The organism is Marivirga aurantiaca (assembly GCF_016679925.1).
Classification (GTDB): Bacteria; Bacteroidota; Bacteroidia; order Cytophagales; family Cyclobacteriaceae; genus Marivirga; species Marivirga aurantiaca.
The window spans coordinates 394,158-413,332 of sequence record NZ_JAEQBW010000002.1; the positions used below are offsets into that span (position 1 = coordinate 394,158).

12 protein-coding genes are annotated in these 19,175 nt (G+C 35.9%); 5 read left to right on the forward strand and 7 right to left on the reverse strand.

Going from position 1 to position 19,175, the window contains the following annotated elements; translation table 11 throughout:
- Window positions 1–41: 41 nt before the first annotated feature.
- A complete protein-coding gene (locus JKA74_RS07145) occupies window positions 42–2,000 on the reverse strand; it encodes a GAF domain-containing protein (RefSeq protein WP_201430474.1) in 1,959 nt (652 codons plus the stop codon).
- A 151-nt stretch (window positions 2,001–2,151) separates the two neighbouring features.
- Entirely contained in the window at window positions 2,152–4,365 is a 2,214-nt protein-coding gene (locus JKA74_RS07150) for a sodium-translocating pyrophosphatase (RefSeq protein ID WP_201430475.1), read from the reverse strand.
- 173 nt (window positions 4,366–4,538) lie between these two features.
- On the opposite strand from JKA74_RS07150, the gene hisB reads away from it, so the two are divergent.
- The 5 genes from hisB to JKA74_RS07175 all read left to right on the forward strand — a co-directional run bounded on the left by hisB (window position 4,539) and on the right by JKA74_RS07175 (window position 12,470).
- Entirely contained in the window at window positions 4,539–5,636 is a 1,098-nt protein-coding gene (gene hisB, locus JKA74_RS07155) for a bifunctional histidinol-phosphatase/imidazoleglycerol-phosphate dehydratase HisB (protein ID WP_201430476.1), read from the forward strand.
- Between the two features lie 705 nt (window positions 5,637–6,341).
- Window positions 6,342–7,871, forward strand: a complete 1,530-nt coding sequence (locus JKA74_RS07160) for a SulP family inorganic anion transporter (RefSeq protein ID WP_201430477.1) — start codon at window positions 6,342–6,344, stop codon at window positions 7,869–7,871.
- A 211-nt stretch (window positions 7,872–8,082) separates the two neighbouring features.
- On the forward strand, window positions 8,083–10,257 hold the full coding sequence (locus JKA74_RS07165; RefSeq protein WP_201430478.1) for a carotenoid oxygenase family protein: 2,175 nt from the start codon (window positions 8,083–8,085) through the stop codon (window positions 10,255–10,257).
- 52 nt (window positions 10,258–10,309) lie between these two features.
- A complete protein-coding gene (locus JKA74_RS07170) occupies window positions 10,310–11,836 on the forward strand; it encodes a PP2C family protein-serine/threonine phosphatase (protein WP_236587586.1) in 1,527 nt (508 codons plus the stop codon).
- Between the two features lie 130 nt (window positions 11,837–11,966).
- Complete coding sequence (locus JKA74_RS07175) at window positions 11,967–12,470, forward strand: hypothetical protein (RefSeq protein ID WP_201430480.1); 504 nt, start codon at window positions 11,967–11,969, stop codon at window positions 12,468–12,470.
- On the opposite strand, the gene JKA74_RS07180 is transcribed toward JKA74_RS07175, so the two are convergent.
- The 5 genes from JKA74_RS07180 to JKA74_RS07200 all read right to left on the reverse strand — a co-directional run bounded on the left by JKA74_RS07180 (window position 12,454) and on the right by JKA74_RS07200 (window position 18,905).
- Window positions 12,454–12,903, reverse strand: coding sequence for a hypothetical protein (locus JKA74_RS07180; RefSeq protein WP_201430481.1), 450 nt, complete (start codon window positions 12,901–12,903; stop codon window positions 12,454–12,456). The genes JKA74_RS07175 and JKA74_RS07180 overlap by 17 nt on opposite strands.
- Window positions 12,904–13,107: 204 nt before the next feature.
- Entirely contained in the window at window positions 13,108–14,340 is a 1,233-nt protein-coding gene (locus JKA74_RS07185; protein WP_201430482.1) for a TonB family protein, read from the reverse strand.
- Complete coding sequence (locus JKA74_RS07190; protein WP_201430483.1) at window positions 14,337–14,708, reverse strand: BlaI/MecI/CopY family transcriptional regulator; 372 nt, start codon at window positions 14,706–14,708, stop codon at window positions 14,337–14,339. The genes JKA74_RS07185 and JKA74_RS07190 overlap by 4 nt, the downstream gene beginning before the upstream one ends.
- 164 nt (window positions 14,709–14,872) lie before the next feature.
- Complete coding sequence (locus tag JKA74_RS07195; RefSeq protein WP_201430484.1) at window positions 14,873–16,666, reverse strand: cation:proton antiporter; 1,794 nt, start codon at window positions 16,664–16,666, stop codon at window positions 14,873–14,875.
- Between the two features lie 118 nt (window positions 16,667–16,784).
- Window positions 16,785–18,905 carry a site-specific recombinase gene (locus JKA74_RS07200; RefSeq protein ID WP_201430485.1) on the reverse strand — a complete coding sequence of 707 codons (2,121 nt, stop codon included), beginning with the start codon at window positions 18,903–18,905 and terminating at the stop codon, window positions 16,785–16,787.
- Window positions 18,906–19,175: the final 270 nt, after the last annotated feature.

Here is a 19,175-nt window from a genome sequence, read left to right on the forward strand (position 1 = left end):
GTTTCGTATGCTATGTTTATTGAAAGGAAGTTTTTTTATCTTCAACTCTTTAAATCCTGAATCAATCCTGTCAACTCAAAACACAAGCATTCGATTTTCCTGACTTTCCCTGATTCCTCTTTAATCGGGAAATAATCCGCATACAGCTTAATACTGTCGCCATTTTTTTTACTGCACTCAATCAACTTTTGTGCGGAATTCCCTTTATTGATTTCGTTTAAAAGGGAGTCAAATTCCTGATTGGCCAATTCTTTATTAGCCCAAATGTATGAATGATTTTTGCCCACAATTTGATCCGGATTGTATCCTAATACTTGCTCGAATTTTTTGTTCACACTGGAAATAGTACCATCTTCTTCCATTTCAATAAAAACAGCAGATTCTTTTACGGCCAGGTTAAATGCGCCCATCTCACGACTTTGCCTTTCCATTTCCTCTTGTGTGGCTTCCAGTTCTTCTGCATTTTGGCGCATTTCCTCTTCCTGTGCCTGTAGTTGTTCCGCACGCATTTGCGATTCTTCCAGCAGGTTTTTGGTCTCCAGCGAAACTTTCAGACCTTGAATAGTAGAGGCAATGTTTTCACCTACCTTTTCAATAAATTCAATATGATGCTCTTCAAAAGGATGGAAAGAAGCTAGTTCAATAATACCAAAAATATCTTCATTGATTTTCATTGGGCTTACTAGTAAGTGCGTAGGAGTGGCCTCACCTAAGCCTGAGCGAATGGCTACATAGTTGGCAGGTATTTCCGATAGATATATATACTCTTTTTCAAGATAACATTGACCTACCAGCCCTTGCCCGGGTTCTAATTCCTTTTGAATAAATTTTTGTCTTTCATAGGCATAAGCTCCTTTTAACTGTAAGGTGATTTTGTTATTGTCATCTTTATGGACAATGAAAAGTGAGCCCTGGTTGGCATTGGCATAATTAACCAATTCCCCTATGAGCCTGGCTGATAATACTTCAATGCTTTCATTATTTTTTCTTAGGATATCTCCAAATTTAGCCACACCGGCATTGAACCAATCTCTTTTTTTGTCCTGTTCAGCTACATTTTGAAGTTTGATTCTCATTTCAGCCAGTGATTCCCCTAAATGACCTTTATTGTCAAATACAGCTATTTCAGAATCGAATTGCCCTTTTCCTACTTCTTCAGCAAAATTGGTAATACCCCGAAGATTAATAACTAGCTCGTTGAGCGCCTTAATGATTGAGTTCATTTCATCTTTTGACTGCTCCATTTCGTCAGGTAAATTACCTTCTGACATCTCACGGATTTTCACTTTAAGGAATTTAATCCGTTGCAGTACTGACCTAATGATATAAAGGGCTATTAGCGTACTAATCACAAGAGCTATAATAAATTGAATGCCTAAAAAAATGGGGATTTTAGATTCCGCATTCTCTAGTTCCCGCAAAGTTTGTGTTTCTGATACAGCTAATTCTTCCTTAATGCTATCAATTAAAAAGGTAAGGTGAATAATATCTTCAATTAATTGCTCATTATTCAATTCTTCTATTTGGCTATCGTTAATGGCAGAAAGTTGCTTTGACCTTATTTTAGGGAGATGCTCCCTTAACTTCTTAATATATACTGTAACCTCTTCATTGTTAATATTTTTAGTCAGACTGTCTAATTTTTCCAGAGTAGGATAGATGTCGTTTGTCCATCTGTTTTCTACGTCCCCTTTGAAAAAATCATCATTGGTTGTTAAATACCTAAAAGAAAGAATATGAGTAAGATCCACCAGCTGTTGGATTTCAGAGGCTTTTATACTACTGTTTTTGTTGAGATGGATTAAATTCCGAGCTTTGTTTACTTGATTAATCCATGCCCAATTACTGCTTAAAAGCATAATAATGGAAAATAAGCCCATCAATAAAAAGCCTATTGTAATTCTACCCTGAAGTGTTTTGAAATCAACTCTTATATACCTTGATAATGAAAATTTTCTTTTTTGGAAGGATTTCTCTTTTGATGGATCGTTTTTGGTCATTATCTGAGTTTTATTAATAAAAATTGCAGTGGCAAAATAGAAATGATTTTTGGCAAAAACAATAAAAAAGGCTGTATCAAATTACATGATACAGCCTCTGAAAAATTATTGGTTTGAAAGGGCTTGGAAGATTTTAGTCTTCCAGCTTTTATTATCTCTCTGCTTCTATATTGCCTTTGGCATCAAGCACCATTTCTTTAACTTCCTGCTTAACATTATCAGAATGTGCAGTATGGTCTTTTACTGCTATGTGAGGAGCAATTACCAAAGCTACAATTGACATTAATTTGATAAGGATGTTCATTGATGGACCTGAAGTATCTTTAAAAGGATCTCCAACAGTGTCTCCTGTAACGGATGCTTTATGTGCTTCCGATCCTTTATACTCCATTACTCCATTTATCATTACACCTTTTTCAAACGATTTTTTAGCGTTATCCCATGCACCACCTGCATTGTTCTGGAAAATTCCCATCAATACACCTGAAACAGTAACACCGGCTAATAAACCACCTAATATTTCAGCTGATGAAGTATCAGGAAAAACATCTTTAAAACCAAAACCAACCAATAAAGGAACTATTAAAGCAATAGCACCCGGTAAAATCATTTCTCTGATGGAAGCTTTAGTGGAAATAGCCACACACTTTTCATATTCCGGCTTGGTAGTACCTTCCATAATACCTGGTAACTCCCTGAACTGTCTTCTTACTTCTTCCACCATATCCATAGCAGCTCTTCCAACAGCGGCAATCGCTAAAGAGGAGAATATATAAGGAATCATACCACCTACGAATAAGGCAGCTAATACAGGAGCTTTATAAATATCAATAGAATCAATTCCGGAAATACCAACGAAAGCGGCAAAAAGAGCCAAAGCCGTTAAAGCTGCAGAGGCAATTGCAAAACCTTTTCCGGCAGCTGCGGTAGTGTTACCCACTGCATCAAGGTTGTCTGTTCTACCTCTTACTTCTTCAGGTAAACCACTCATTTCAGCAATTCCACCAGCATTATCAGCAATAGGGCCGAAAGCATCAATAGCTAATTGCATGGCAGTTGTTGCCATCATTCCGGCAGCTGCAATGGCCACACCATATAAACCTGCAAATGTGTAGGAAACTACAATACCAGTAGCTAAAACCAATATTGGCAATACAGTGGATTGCATACCTACTGCTAAACCGGCAATTATGTTAGTGGCTGAACCAGTGCTTGATTGTTTTACAATAGACAACACAGGCTTTCTGCCCATAGCTGTATAATATTCAGTAATAATACTCATTAAGGCACCTACAATCAATCCTGTTAGGATAGCCCAGAATACATCCATGCTAGTAAATGCATAATCCCTGATAATCATGGTGTCAGGTAGCATCCACTTAACAAGGAAATAAGTGGCTACAGCTGTAAGCACAATGGAAGACCAGTTCCCCATGTTCAATGCTTTCTGAACACTGTCAGTTTCTTTGGAAATTCTTACAAATAATGTACCGATAATAGAAAATACCAATCCTAAACCTGCGATAATCATTGGTAATAAAATTGGTGCAATACCGCCAAAATTATCAACTGAAATAATCTCTCTTCCTAAAACCATGGAAGCTAAAATGGTAGCTACATACGAACCGAAAAGATCAGCACCCATACCAGCCACATCACCTACATTATCACCTACGTTATCAGCTATGGTAGCAGGGTTTCTTGGATCATCCTCAGGAATACCTGCTTCAACTTTCCCTACTAAATCAGCACCTACATCGGCAGCTTTTGTGTAAATACCACCACCCACACGGGCGAAAAGTGCAATAGACTCAGCTCCAAGAGAGAAACCTGCCAATACTTCCAATGCAGTAATCATTGCAGGGCCATTCACATCGCCTCCGGTATTGATTACATAAAATTGATAGAAAAAGATAAATAAAATACCCATCCCAAAGACTGCAAGCCCGGCCACACCTAGTCCCATCACTGTTCCGCCAGAGAAAGAAACTTTAAGTGCTTTTGCCAAACTTGTTTTGGCTGCCTGAGTGGTGCGGACATTGGCTTTAGTAGCGATATTCATGCCCACCCAACCGGCAAAGGCTGAGAAAACTGCACCTATTACAAATGAAATGGCAATTACAGGAGAAGAAGTTTCTACCAAAGTGCCTGAATAGGCTAATAATATGCCGGCAATAAGGACAAAGTAAAACATTACTTTCCATTCAGCTTTTAAAAAAGCCATGGCACCTTTGGCGATGTAACCTGCCAGTTCATTCATTTTTTCATCACCGGAATCCTGCTTTGTGACCCATGAAGATTTAATGGCCATTACAATCAGACCAACGATACCCAAAATGGGCACAATCCATATTATATTACTCATAATTCTATTTATTTTTTCAAAACCCTGCAAATATAGGTGGATGCATCTTAAATGGAAATGTTTTTATCAAAACTTATCAAAAACATCTTTTTTATCTGGTAAAGCAGTAAATAATTGGGGTTTTTATGCAGATCGAGTAGCAAATTCCTAATTTTGGAATTGATTTTATGAAAATGAAGAAAAAAGTATTATTTATAGACAGGGATGGTACTCTTATTAAGGAGCCACCCTCAGATTTCCAGGTGGATTCCCTTGAAAAATTGGAGTTCCTGCCTTTTGCATTATCTTCTTTGCAAAAAATTGTGCAAAATACAGATTATGAATTGGTGATGGTGACCAATCAGGATGGGTTGGGTACAGATTCTTTTCCGGAAGATACTTTCTGGCCCGCACATAATAAAATGATGCAACAACTGGAAAATGAAGGAATAGTATTTGATGAGGTGCTGATTGATAAAAGCTTTGAAGAGGAAAAAAAGCCCACCAGAAAACCACAAACAGGTTTGCTTCAAAAATATTTAAGCGATGATTATGATTTGGCCAACAGTTATGTGATTGGAGACAGGAGAACAGATGTGGCTTTGGCCAGTAATTTAGGGGCGCAATCTATATTTATAGGCGATCAATATGAGGAAGCTACTTTCTGCACGAAAGACTGGAAAGAAATTGCTCATTTCCTGGTGCTTCCAAATCGTAAAGCAGTAATCAACAGAAAGACTAATGAAACTGATATTTTTATAGAGTTGAATTTAGATGGTTCCGGTAAAGTGGAAATGAATACAGGCCTTAAATTCTTCGACCATATGCTCGATCAGTTGGGGAAACATGGTGGTTTAAACTTGAAAATTGAAGTAAATGGTGATTTGGAAGTAGATGAGCACCATACCATTGAAGATACAGCTTTGGCTTTAGGAGAAGCTTTTAAACAAGCTTTGGGTAATAAGAAAGGAATTTACCGCTATGGTTTTTTACTCCCGATGGATGATGCACTGGCACAGGTAGGGATTGATTTTGGTGGTAGACCATGGATTAACTGGAAAGCGGATTTTAAAAGAGAAAAAGTTGGGGATATGCCTACAGAGATGTTCTTTCATTTTTTTAAATCTTTTACAGATGCCGCCCAATGCAATTTGGATATTCAGGTAAGCGGAGATAATGAACATCATAAAATTGAAGCCATTTTCAAGGCATGGGCAAGGGCTATAAAAATGGCTGTAAGTAGGGATGAAAGTCGCTTACAGGATTTGCCCAGCACCAAAGGCACCTTGTAAGTTGGATAAATAATTTTATATCAATGTCGTTTAGTTAAGACAAACTTCCTTCTCCTTTGGAGAAGGATAGAAGGTTGAGGTTTTATTTTAAAGCTTAACTAAACGACATTGAATTCTCTCTCTTAAATTACTTTTATGGAATCAAGGCTGTTTGTACAGGCAGTCTTGATTCAAAGCTTTTTAAACCTCTAATAACCAGTGCTCCCGATTAATTTAAACCTCTAGGTAAAGCTCATATATAAACTGTATGGCTTATTGTTTTTTTGAATTATTTATGACCAATGTCAACTTTTTTAAAATAATTGCTCTACTTTTGCATCTTCAAAAAAACGGTATGTTTCCAAAACAACTATATTCTCAAATCACTCCACCATAGGTTTCTTTACCTATAGATAAGAATAAGCATTTTTTTCTTAGTATTTCCTTCAGGGGTCATATCCTTGATGCTTTATAATCATTTCCATTTCAAGTAATTTAAAATAATGAAATCGACATTAAAAATTCAGATTCGAATTTACATTAACCGAAGATGAATTTTTAATCAAAGATTCCATAACCTGCCCCGGCTAAATCGGGGTGACAACAACTTAAAATCAATTACATACATATGAAATGAGCATAAATATTCGAGGGCGAATTTATACCAACCGCCAGATGAATATTTATCGCGAATTCCATGTGGCAACTTAAAACGAACATATACACATGAAAAAGTATTTCAATCTTTTTGATTTGTCTCAAAAAGTAAACTATAAAACAGAAGTTTTATCGGGCTTAACAGTAGCAATTGCTCTTATTCCTGAAGCAGTAGCATTTGCTTTAATCGCAGGACTTTCTCCATTAACAGGTTTATATGCAGCTTTTGTGATGGGTCTTGTAACGGCTATTTTAGGTGGTCGTCCGGGCATGATTTCAGGTGCTACTGGAGCCGTTGCCGTTGTTATAGTAGTGTTAGCCAAATCACATGGTATAGAATATGTGTTGGCAACCGTAATATTAGCAGGGATTTTGCAAGTATTAGCAGGCACATTAAGAATGGGTAAATTAATGCGCTTAGTCCCTCATCCAGTGATATTTGGATTTGTAAATGGATTGGCCATTATCATATTTATGTCTCAGATGGAGCAATTTCAGGATAAATCAGGTAATTGGCTGAGTGGTTCTTCTTTATATATATTATTAGGTTTAGTATTATTAACAATGGTTATTATTTGGGGCCTACCTAAAATAACCAAGGCTTTTCCAGCCTCTTTGGCTGCTATATTAGCTGTTTTTGGGATAGTATATTTCTTCGGTATAGATACAAAAGTAGTGGGTGATGTTGCTTCTATCCAGGGAGGATTTCCTCCTTTTCACATACCTGCAATTCCTTTAGCTTGGGAAACACTGACAATCATTTTTCCTTATGCGTTAATTATGGCAGGTGTGGGCTTGATTGAAAGTTTATTGACATTGAATATTATTGATGAAATAACTGAAACCAGAGGTAGAGGCAATAAAGAAGCTGTAGCACAGGGAATAGCCAATATTTGTTCAGGCTTCCTTTCCGGAATGGGTGGTTGTGCCATGTTAGGGCAGAGTTTGATTAATATTTCTAACGGGGCCAGGGCCAGGCTTTCGGGAATAGTGGCAGCGGTAATGCTGTTGGTCTTCATTATGTTTGGATCCGGTATTATTGAACAACTGCCAATGGCGGCTTTAACCGGACTTATGATTATGGTTGCAATTGGAACCTTTGAGTGGGCCAGTTTAAGAACTATTAAAAGAATGCCTAAATCTGATATTTTTGTGATGTTCCTGGTGACTATTGTTACTGTGGTATTGCATAACCTGGCTTTAGCAGTAATAGTAGGTGTAATTATTTCGGCTCTTGTATTTGCATGGGATAATGCTAAAAGGATCAGGGCCAGGAAACATGTAGATGAAAATGGTACTAAGTATTATGAAATATATGGTCCTTTGTTTTTTGGATCTGTTACTGCATTTAATGAGAAATTTGATGTTTTAAGTGACCCTGATGAAGTAGTTATTGATTTTGCGGAAAGCAGGGTAGTGGATATGTCAGCCATTGAAGCATTGAACAAATTAACGGAGCGTTATCTTAAGGTAGGAAAGAAGGTTCACCTTAAACACTTAAGTCAGGATTGCAGAAAATTGCTTCAAAATGCAGATAAGATCATCGAGGTAAATGTGTTAGAAGATCCTACTTATAAGATTGCAACAGACAGTATCTAAGCTAATATGGATTTTAATAGAAACTGATAGAAGGGAGCGTTATGCTCCCTTTTTTGTTTGTGCATTTCCCTACAATAGAAATCCTTTTTGGGAAGGCAGTCCATTGAGAGTATTTAAGAGAGTAATCCAGTGTTAATAAATAATATTTCAATTTTTATTTGTATTTATGTGTGATTGAAAAACTAATTTATAAGCTGTAATATTTGAACTTATGAGTCATCCCAACCTGTTGACTTCAACCAGAGAACCCTTAGATGTAGAATTAAAAGTAAAAGAAGGGAAAATCCCCGATGATCTTTCAGGATTTGTATTTATCAATTCGGGGGCGGGAACCGTTAATTCCGGTGGTTTGCCCTATGAGCGTTACCTTCCCGATGGAAAATTTAATCAGGAGTTTGGCTCTCCTGTAATCAATGGGGATGGATACATGTTTCGCTTTGATTTAACAGAAGCCGGAAAAGTGAAGTTGAAAACCCGTTTGCTAAAAACACCATGTTTTTATGCTGATTTAGGCTCTAGCCCTATTCTTAATGGAAAAGACAACCCTTATGCCGATATAGCCTTTAAAAACAAAGGTTTGGCTCGAATGTCAATGAAGCTAGGCACTAGAAACCAGATTAATACTGCTATTACACCTTTTCAACAACCAGGTAATGATGAGGCACGCTTATTGGCAACTTTTGATGCCGGAAGACCTTTTGAGTTTGATCCCGATTCTATGGAGTTAATTACTCCAATAGGGGAGAATAAATTTTGGAGAGCGGGGACACCACCTTTTCTACAAAACCCTTTTCCTATGATATTGACTACTGCACATCCTGTATATGATCCCGAAACCAGGGAGGTGTTCAGTGTTAACTTTACAAAGACCACTAAATCCTTATTAAAAGCTACTGAAATTTTTGATCGGATTTTTGAAGATGAGGAGAGCCTGGAAAAAAGATTGGAAGAGAAAATTGATCATTGGAAGAATTATGAAAGTACCGAAAATGTAGTAGAGGAAGTCAATGATTTCTTTTATGAAGCAGGTGCAAAACCTAAAAAGGAAACTTTTTGGGAGAAATTAAAAGCATTCTACTGGAGGGTTATAGGCCATAAGTTTTCTAATGAAAATGCAGTTTATTTAATAAAGTGGATGGGAGAGAAAAAACCCAAGGCATATAAAATTGTAAATGAAGATGGTTCTGCTATAGAAATAGCACATAATATGCACCAGATTGGGTTTAGTAAGGATTATATAATTCTTGCAGATACTAATTTCAAATTTACTCTGGATGTGATGATGAATAATCCTTTTCCTAATAATGAAAAAATTGATTCGTTTTTGAGGGATTTGTTGGATGGAGCTCAAAATGATTATTCCAGCCTCTACATCATTCCTAGAAAGCAATTAATTGATGAGAAGAAAGAAGTAATGGCGCACAAGGTAGTGTTGCCACTGGAGACAGTTCATTTTTCTGTTGATTATAATAATGATGATGATATTATTACAATACATACAGCACACAATTGTTGTGCATGCCCTGCCGAATGGATCAGGTATTATGATAAACTAAAGTGTTCCGGAGAGCTTATTGATGCACAGAGGGTTGGTATGCTCGCGGTAGGAGAGATGGATATTGGCAAGATAGGTAAGGTGCTGATTGATGTAAAAAACAGGGATGTATTGGAAAGTGAATCGACATTCCTGCACTTAACCGGAGATCTTGATGAAAAAGATCCGGGGCCTCATACCTGGGGTGTTGGGCTATATACATATCGGGATATGCTTTCTCCGGATAAAAACGTTGATAAAATAGAACATGTTTTTTGGCAGGCTTATGGAATGTCTGATCAAATGCTGACGGATTTTATGTACAATTTGTATGAATGCTCTGACCGTAATAGGATCTATTCCGCTGAAGAGATGTTGGGATTTTCTAAAAAAGGAGCACCTTTTATCCTGCAAACGGTAGAAACAGCCTCAATGAAAGTCATTGATCATTACTCTTTTCCCAATGATACATTCATGTGGTCGTTGCAGTTTGTACCCTCTTCAAATTTAAATTCAGGAATAGTTTCATCTTTGAATGGTTATATTCTGTGTACCGTTGTCGGAAAAGAGGAAAATAGTTATAATCTAAGTTCTTACTACTCAGAAATTTGGCTGTTTGATGCTAAAAATCTTAAGAGGGGTCCGGTGGTAAAATTACATCATGAGAGCTTACAGTTTGCATTTACAATACATTCAGTTTGGGTTGAGAAAGCTTTAAATGTGTCAATTCCATCTTATAAAATTGACATACGGCAAGATTATAACGAGCAAATAAAACGTGTGAAGGGTAGGAGACTTCGTAAAAAAATCCAATCTTTAATGGATGAAAATGTTTATCCTCATTTTCGATGAGAGGTTTCATTTTTATTCCTAGTATTGTAGTCTCATAAGGTAGAGTAACGGAATGAATTTAAATTTGACCGAAAAATTTGGTGTTAATATAGGAGAAGCCTGGAAAGCAGAATATAAGCGGATAGGCTCTATTTATGCCCGATGGGGTGCTATATTGGTCATTTTTCTATTTCCTTTAAGTATAATCCCTGAACTATCTATTGAAAAACCCAATCTCCAGGTTTGGTATTTTTTTCGTCTGGGGCCTTCTGTTTTGGTGGGCATTGTTTTTCTTCTTCACCAGAAGTATAAATTCAGCCATGAACTTTTATTCGAGATTATTGCCTTTTGCCTTTTCACTTCTGCAGCTTATATGGTGGAATGTGGCGATTGGTTAAATTATGTTATTTCAATGATCACAGTGTTCATTACCAGTGCGGTTCTAGTGATCTTACGCCCCTTTTACTTTATTATTAATTTCATACTGATATTTATCATTCAAATTGCAGTGAACATGGTTTTTTGCGGAATGACAGTAGGAGATTATTTCCTTTTGAAAGGAGTCAATATTCTTTTGGTTGTAGGTGTAGCTTGTTTTTCCATTGCTGCATTTAGATATTATATCATGAAAAATAATTTCATGCATCGACTGGCTTTGCAAGAAGCACATTTTGAATTACAAGAGCGTAATCAAAGCCTTTTGAAAGTACAGAAGGACCTTCGTTTCAAAAGCGACCAAATTAAAGAGCAGAATGAAGAACTGACAGTTCAGAAGGAAGAGATCCTCACCCAGCGCGATGCCATGCAAACTCAAAAAGAATTTATTGAAAAGCAAAACAGGGATATTATTGGAAGTATCAGGTATGCTAAGCAAATTCAAAGAGCTATGCTTCCTTCTCAGGATTCCTTTAAAAGTTATTTACCTCAGTCTTTTATCTTTTTTGTTCCGAGAGATATAGTTTCAGGAGATTTTTACTGGCTGACTCAAAAAAATGGAAAAACTATTGTTGCTGCTGTGGATTGCACCGGACATGGTGTTCCAGGAGCCTTTATGTCGCTGGTTGGCGAGAATAACCTAAATCAAATAGTAAAGCAAAAAGGTATTACTGATCCTGCGGAAATATTAAATGATTTACATATTGGAATTAATGAAACACTTAAGCAGACTGAGAATGATAACCAGGATGGTATGGATGCTGGAATAGTTGTAATAGATAAGAAATCAGGAATAATTGAATTTGCCGGAGCAAAGAGTCCTTTACTGGTAGTAGATTCTTCCGGAATGGCTACGGAAATTAAAGGTGATAAATTCTCAATTGGGGGTAAAAACAGGAATTTCAAGAAGCTGGAGTTTAAAAAGCATACACTTCCTATTGAAGTGGACTCTTCATATTATCTATTTTCGGATGGTTTTGCTGATCAATTTGGTGGTGCGAGAGACAAAAAATATATGACCAAAAGATTCAGGGAATTATTAACTGAAATTTCAGGAGAAACATTGACCGACCAAAAATTCTTGTTGCAAAGGAAATTTGAGGAGTGGAAAAATGGTTATGCCCAAACAGATGATGTTTTGGTTTTGGGATTTAGATTGGATTAACAGTTAAGTTTATATGATGGAGAGTTATGGCTGGTTTGCTATTATTTACTTTCTGTTATTATTGCATAGCTATATTTAACTATTTACCCATTTTTAATTACATTACATTAAGATTGATTAATTTTAGCAAATGGAAGATTATAAATATCTCATATATATAGCCCTGGCAATATTATACTATGTTATTAAAGGAATTGGTAGTAAGAAAAAGCCTGCAACCAGACAAAAGCAAACTACAAATACCGGCCAACCACAGGAACAGCCCAAAACTTTTGAGGATATCATTAGGGAATTGAGCGGTGAGGCCCCTCGGAGGGAGGAGAGAGAATTTGAGGAAGCGGAACCTTTGTCTGATCAAGTGGAAGAACGCGTATTGGAGCAGAGTGTGGGGCATGAAGAGTATGAAAATGCAGATGACACTTTAAAGGAACTTTATAAAAAAGGAGAAAGACTCAAGAGTATCAATGAACTAGTCGACTTTGAAGAGGTGGAAAAGGAAGGATCACGTTTTGATGCATTTTCAATTGAGAGGGAGGAAAATGAATTTGCAAGGGAAATCAGGGATGGTTTGTCGGATCCTGAAAGTGCCAAAAAAGCTATCATTTATGCTGAAATACTTAATCGGAAATACTAATTTCTTTTACTTCATATTGAGATATTAACCATTCACCATCTACTTTTTTTAGATCAGCCACCATGGTTATCCTTTTATTCTCCTCGAAATAAAGCCTGGCATTCTTATAATTCAGGGAAAGACTGGCTTTTTTGTTTCTTATCTTAAAACTTTGTATTTCTATGAAGAAAATCTTTTCATTGACTTTGGCAGTTTCGCTGTCTACTATTTTTATGGGAATTTGATTAATCTCTAACTTAGCAGATTTGTCTATCATTTCATGCGATAACAGTATTATTTGAGGATTCTGACTACCTACAAACCGGGGATTCTTCGAGATATATTGTTTAAACTCTTCAATGTTTAAAACTTCCTGAAGAATCATCTGGTTCTCTACTGAATTCATAGAATCAGAATGTAGAAATAAACCGAGCATTAAAATTATTGCTTTCATATCTATCGCTTTTAACTAATTGAATATAATATAGAAAAAAAACAATTGATTATTTTGCCAATAACAGGGACAAAATTACATCACAGGAAATTTGGGCGTAGCGAATTATTGTGGGCTTTATAAGATTGGGAATAAAAAAAGCTCCTAAAAGAAATTTTAGGAGCTCATATTTATTTACCTATCATACTAACTAAACTATTTTCTTTATTCGAGGGTGAATCTGATAGGAACTACCCTTTGAGAGCGAACTACCTGCCCATTTTGTTTTCCAGGTGTCCATTGACCATATGCCGCAAGAGCATCTACTGCAACTTGGTCACATCCTGCACCTATCCCTTTTACGGCTGTGATATTAGAAAGGCTACCGTCTTTCTCAATATTAAACTGCACATACACAGTTCCTTCTATACCAAGCCTTCTGGCTTGCGCAGGATAGCTATTTTTTAACTTCTCAGAAAGAAAACTATTCAAGTGATCAATTCCTTCTTTAGGCTCAGCCTGGTCCTCCACTATGGTGAAAACCTTATTGTTGTCATTTTCTGAAGCCATATCTTTTTCTGATTTTATCAAGAGACTTTCTTTTTCCTGAAAATCACAGGAAAAGACAGTTAGCACCAATGCTGTAGATACAATAGCAAGCATTTTGAAAGCGATAGTTTGTTTTCTTTTTTTCATCATCATCATTAGTCTATTTAAAATTAAAGGTTTAGCGAAAGAACTTACCAACTTTAAATGGGTAGGATAGAGGGTTTGTTCAATCAGTAGTTGTTTATATTTTGAATCGGTATCATTTTGTAATGCAATCTCATCAGCCCTATATTCATGATTTTCAATAATATGTTTTTTAAACAATTTGTTAAGTGGATTTATAAACAAGAAACAACAGGCTAGCTCAGTAAAGATGATATCTAAGCTATGTAATTCGCGGGCATGTAATTTCTCATGGGCAATTATTAAACCCCCGCCTTCTTTCGCCAGAATAGATTGAGGTATAAATGACCATTTTAAGAAAGAAAAAGGGGCGACTTCATTTTCAACAATATAGACACCGTTTTTACTTTCAAATTTCGCTTTGCGCTTAATTAAGTTTACTTGTCGAAAAAGTTTTAGAAACCTGAAAACTTTGGATATTATGAATAGTAAGGAGATGACACAATAGCCAATTGCTATGATACTACCTACTGAAAGGGAGGAAGCCATAGGAGAACTATTAGCAGGATTTGTCAAATTTGTTAATTCCGGAAAAATCAGAATAGTGGTTTGAGTAAATACAGGGAAACTTAGAAGAGGTATAACAAGAGCAAATACAACTATAGATAACAAGTAAATTCTATTGAACTTAAAGTTGGTGTCATTCCTTAGTAAGAAATGATAAACACCTAGCAATATAATGAAGATAATATGTGCCTGAATGATATAGCTGATGGAAAAAATCATTTTTTCTCTTTTATGTTGTTCTTCAAATGAGATAATAATTCATCTACTTCTTCAGTACTTAAATCCTCTTCTTTAGCAAAGAATGAAGCCATTTTCGAAAATGAGCCTTCAAAATACCCGTGAATTAGTTGTTTAAGTGATTGCTTTTTATACTCCTCTTTCTTGAGCAATGGAAAGTATAAATGGCTTTTACCGGTTACTTCATGGCCTACCACACCTTTCTTTTCCAGAATTCTTATAATAGTGCTTACGGTATTATAAGCCGGCTTGGGTTCAGGCATAAGTTCGAGCACTTGTTTAACATGTGCTTTTTCCAATACCCATAGCTTTTGCATTATTTCTTCTTCGGCCCTTGTTAGTTGTTGCATATCCACTTGGTTAATGATAGGATAAACTTACAACTAAAAACTTAGTTAGTCAAGAGAAATAGTTTTTTCTTTTTGAGGATGATTGAAACTTCATCTTTAGTTTATAAACTCCAGCTTCAAAAATAAAGGTAGTTTGATTATTGTTTGAAGGAAGACATTACTCCTTACTTTGCTTTGAAATAATATACTTTTTCACCTTTTACCAACACATCATCATACTGAAAAGGGCGCTTTCCTCCATCTATTCCAATAATTACTATTGGCATAATATTTTCATTATTTTCCATAAATAACTTCACCCAGGCCCTGGTACTTATTATCTCTTCTTCAACTAATTCTTTGGTGTCAATATAAGCTTTCGTAGTAATTATATGTATCCACTCATCAAGTGAGAATTTCATGGCAAAGATTGTCGAGGCCTTAATAGTATCAAGAACATCCACACCGGCACCATCTTCGTTTGGAGATATCATTACATAGTTATTCGGCACAAGGAAAGTTTCTCTTGCTATCTGAGCAGCCAATAGATTCACTTCGCTATTTCCGGTCATTGAGATAAAAGTATTAACTTTTGCTGCCTGAGCTTCTTCAAGTATTTCCTCTTTTAATGCATTGCCATGTACACTAATAAATCCCTCTTTATTGGCCTGAAGGGATAATTCTTTATTATTATCTATAAAAATCACCTTTGAGTTTTCCTTTAATTGGTTGGCTAGTATTAAGCTTACAGGATTAATACCTAAAATTAAATAGCCGCTTCTACTATCTACCTGAACAAGTTCTCCTCTTTTTCTGAGCCAGCTAGTTGTCCATTTTAGAAGAAAAGGAACAGTAGTGGTGGTAAAAATGGCCATAAAAACCAGTATGGAAAATATATCCTGATTGATAATTCCCATCTCAAGTCCTATCCCGGCAATAATTATCTCTACAGCGCCTCTCCCGTTCATTCCTGCCCCAACAGTAATACCTTCTCTCCATCCATAACCACTTGGCAAATAAAACAATGCTGTCCCGACTATTTTTCCGAACATGGCAACGAAAATCACCACGACCAATAATAACAAATCAGTTTCAAAAACGGCTAAACTTACCTGAAAACCAGCAGTAACAAAAAATATGGGTGCCATAAAACCTATCGAAACATCATAAAAGGTTTTATGTACTTCTTTGGCTACATTTTTAGGAAAAACACCATCACGAATAAATAAACCAGCTAAAAATGCGCCAAGAATGCTATGCATGCCAGCTAATTCAGCCAACTCAGCAAAACCAAAAGCAATAATTAATATGAGAGTAAAATAGAGTGTACTGCTTTTAATTCCAGCTTTTTCAAAATAGCCTAATAATAATGGTAGAATTTTAATTCCTATGAATGCAGTTACTATGAAGAATAGAATAGCTTTTCCTGCAACTAACAATAAGCCTAAAATATCAATCACTCCTACATCAGCAAAACTTACTATTCCTGCAAAAATGACTAGTGCCAGTGTATCAGAGATGAGTGCTCCGGCCATCAAGACATAGGCAATCCTGGTATTTAATAATTTAAGATCTACTAATATGCGGCTTTTAGTGGCCAAGGAAGTTACTCCAACTGCAATGGCTACAAATAGAGCAGACATTTCCGTTCCACCAAAAGCAGTAATTGTATAAAAACCTAATCCGAATGGCACTATAAATCCCCCTATTGCGGCTAACAAACCTGCCCAGGAAGCTTTTCCCAAATCACGGAAATCAATTTCCATCCCTATATACACCATTAGAAGAATAATACCCACCTCAGCAATTACCATTACTGTTCTGGACTGGTCAATAAACCCAAGCAATGCCGGACCTAATATTATTCCAATAATCAGTTCACCTAATATAGCCGGATAACCTAACTTTGTAGCTAATGCGCCTCCAAACCAAGCCGCCAGTAATACTAAAAATAAATTAATTATACTAAATTCTTCCATATTGAAGATTAACTGGTTGTATCTATTTTTTTAAAAGCAAAAGATAATTTTATTTTTTAAATTATCTAAATTTAGTTTAGGTTATATCCGATATTCAAACCTTTGTACATTTTATTCTTTATTTTTTAACAGGCCTTACTTTTCCTTCTTCAGACGATGAATTATTTTCTTCATTATTCTCTTCAGGATGGGTATTTTCTTCCTCCTTTTTACCCTTAACATCTTCCTTGTCAGTAGTAACTTCAGCTTCATCCTTAATTTTTTCCACTACATCTTTAGGCGGGAGAAAGAAGTGGTGTGGGGCTTTAAAGAACAATTTAAATATAAGGGAGATAAGTTTTCTGGTCTGCTTAAAGTTAACTTTTCTGGATTTAATAGCTACAAAAGTAGCTAGCGAAAAGCTTACATAAAAATTGACCAATCCTATTAAAAGGATGCCAGATATTGACATCCATATTTGGTATTGACTAAGTTCCGCACCTATAGATGCTACAGCTATTCCGAAATTACCTGAAGAGAATGTAATGTGGCGTATGTCTAATGGCAAGCCAAGTATAAAACCTATAGTGCCGGTAGTACCAAGAAAAATTCCCAGGAAAAAATTGCCTGCCAGGCTACCTAAATTATTTTCTATGTATCCACCGAATCGTTCGGTGTTGCGCCTGCCAAATATTCTAATTAAAACAGTATGTTTTCTTAAACGGGTATGTATTTTATGATAAACATTTTTATTGTCGTAATAACCTGAAATAAGACCCGATAAGAATAAAAATATGCCGGTAATTGCAGCATGAAAGATGGCATAGCTTTCCCATGGATTTAATTCATGAATTAACTTTAACGCTTTTTCAGGTTCAGCTATATGACTGCCTGAAAAATAATGGAAAGCTAAAGCTATACCAAATGCTACAGGGAAAGCTATTACTACATTGCCAACAAAGGCTATGAATTGGGACCTTGAAATTTTTACAATCAGATCGGCTAAATTATCTAAGGCTTCATTTTTTGGTTGATCACTCACATCAAGTGAAGCTGCCAGGCGCGAAGCTGTCATGGCAGGCTGTTTGGTCGCTAATGTAGAGTGAGTCAGGTGAATGCCAATAAACCCTAAGGAATAATTCATACTGTAAAGAAACGCTTCTCCAAAAGGTGCCAGGCGCAGGTAATAGATTAGCACTTTAATAATGGTCAGGACTCCAACAATTAGTCCACCACCCATAGCTGAAAGAAGCATCTTCCACCATTCTAATCTTGTGTTGGTGATATAATGATCCCCTGTTTTTCCGGAATGCTCCGTTACCTGAAAAGCCAAAAGACTGAGATTATTTTCAAAATGTTCACTCAGGCTATTCTTCTTATTTTCAGTAATCACCAATGTTTTAAAAACTTCAATCTCTGTAGAGAAAGGAATAGGATCGCTAGAAACATCAATTAGTTTTAGCAGTTTGCGTAATCTTTCTATGTTTTGGTTAAGCCTTAAAAGTAAATAGGTAAGGTGCAAATCAGCCCCAAACTTTCGTTTGTTCTTTCTTATTAGCGAAATATAATCCTCACACTGGTTTAACATAACCATTATGTGCTTATAGTCAGGATTCTGATCTGTTTTGTCAAAACCTTCTTTCTGAAAATTCTCGACATAATCGAAAATCTCCTTATTTTGAACCATAAACGGAGAATCAAATTCTTCCAGTTCAGGTAATTTTGTTAAAATTTCCGGTTCTAGTCCTAATGCTGCTACTCTTTGAGATAAAACTAAAATACTATTCAAAAGCTGGATAAGCATGCTATTTTCCTTATCCAAATGACTTATACTTCTTAAACCCAAATCCTGAAAAAGGCCAGACCATTCTTCGTCCGGGATAGTATTTACCCATTGATAATCCCAATTTTTATGAAACATCTCATTAAAAGTGGCTGTATGATCTGTTTCATTATAAACTTCAGGTAAAAAGTGGGAATTAACCCTATGCCTTAGCTCTCTGAAGAAACCTTTGTTTGATAGTATACCCGATTCGGTAAATAATTGAATACTTTGTTTTGAGCATATTAATTTAGTGAGGTAATTCCTTAGTTGTTCTGCTTTTGAAGGATTCTGCTTCAGCACTTCTCTTAGCTTTGCGAAATTCTCAGTGGCAATTTCAGGTTTATTCTTTGGCGGCCGTATCTGATTAATTAATTCGACCAGAATATCCGTTGTTACAGGTTCTTTAGTATTAATTTTTTGTAGTAACTCTATCATGAAAAATGCAATGAATAACTATTGTACAGGTTAAGGAACTGATAAGATAATTAAAGGTTAGAATTTATTAGTGAAAATATGAATAGTAAGAACATTATTATCTTTTCAATTTCTTTTCGGATAGTAGTAGTCTTAGCTATTCCTAATTTAAATATATGGCTCATTTCATCTCCAAAGTGATTACAACAGCGAAGATAGAGGTTTAGGAGTGGTTTAGCTCAGTTCTCTTGCTATAATATTCATATTAGGATCTCCCATGGTACTTTTAAA

Coding starts and splice junctions, on each gene's coding strand:
- JKA74_RS07145 (WP_201430474.1), bottom strand. CDS start 2,000: ATGACCAAAAACGATCCATCAAAAGAGAAATCCTTCCAAAAAAGAAAA.
- JKA74_RS07150 (WP_201430475.1), bottom strand. CDS start 4,365: ATGAGTAATATAATATGGATTGTGCCCATTTTGGGTATCGTTGGTCTG.
- hisB (WP_201430476.1), top strand. CDS start 4,539: ATGAAGAAAAAAGTATTATTTATAGACAGGGATGGTACTCTTATTAAG.
- JKA74_RS07160 (WP_201430477.1), top strand. CDS start 6,342: ATGAAAAAGTATTTCAATCTTTTTGATTTGTCTCAAAAAGTAAACTAT.
- JKA74_RS07165 (WP_201430478.1), top strand. CDS start 8,083: ATGAGTCATCCCAACCTGTTGACTTCAACCAGAGAACCCTTAGATGTA.
- JKA74_RS07170 (WP_236587586.1), top strand. CDS start 10,310: ATGAATTTAAATTTGACCGAAAAATTTGGTGTTAATATAGGAGAAGCC.
- JKA74_RS07175 (WP_201430480.1), top strand. CDS start 11,967: ATGGAAGATTATAAATATCTCATATATATAGCCCTGGCAATATTATAC.
- JKA74_RS07180 (WP_201430481.1), bottom strand. CDS start 12,903: ATGAAAGCAATAATTTTAATGCTCGGTTTATTTCTACATTCTGATTCT.
- JKA74_RS07185 (WP_201430482.1), bottom strand. CDS start 14,340: ATGATTTTTTCCATCAGCTATATCATTCAGGCACATATTATCTTCATT.
- JKA74_RS07190 (WP_201430483.1), bottom strand. CDS start 14,708: ATGCAACAACTAACAAGGGCCGAAGAAGAAATAATGCAAAAGCTATGG.
- JKA74_RS07195 (WP_201430484.1), bottom strand. CDS start 16,666: ATGGAAGAATTTAGTATAATTAATTTATTTTTAGTATTACTGGCGGCT.
- JKA74_RS07200 (WP_201430485.1), bottom strand. CDS start 18,905: ATGATAGAGTTACTACAAAAAATTAATACTAAAGAACCTGTAACAACG.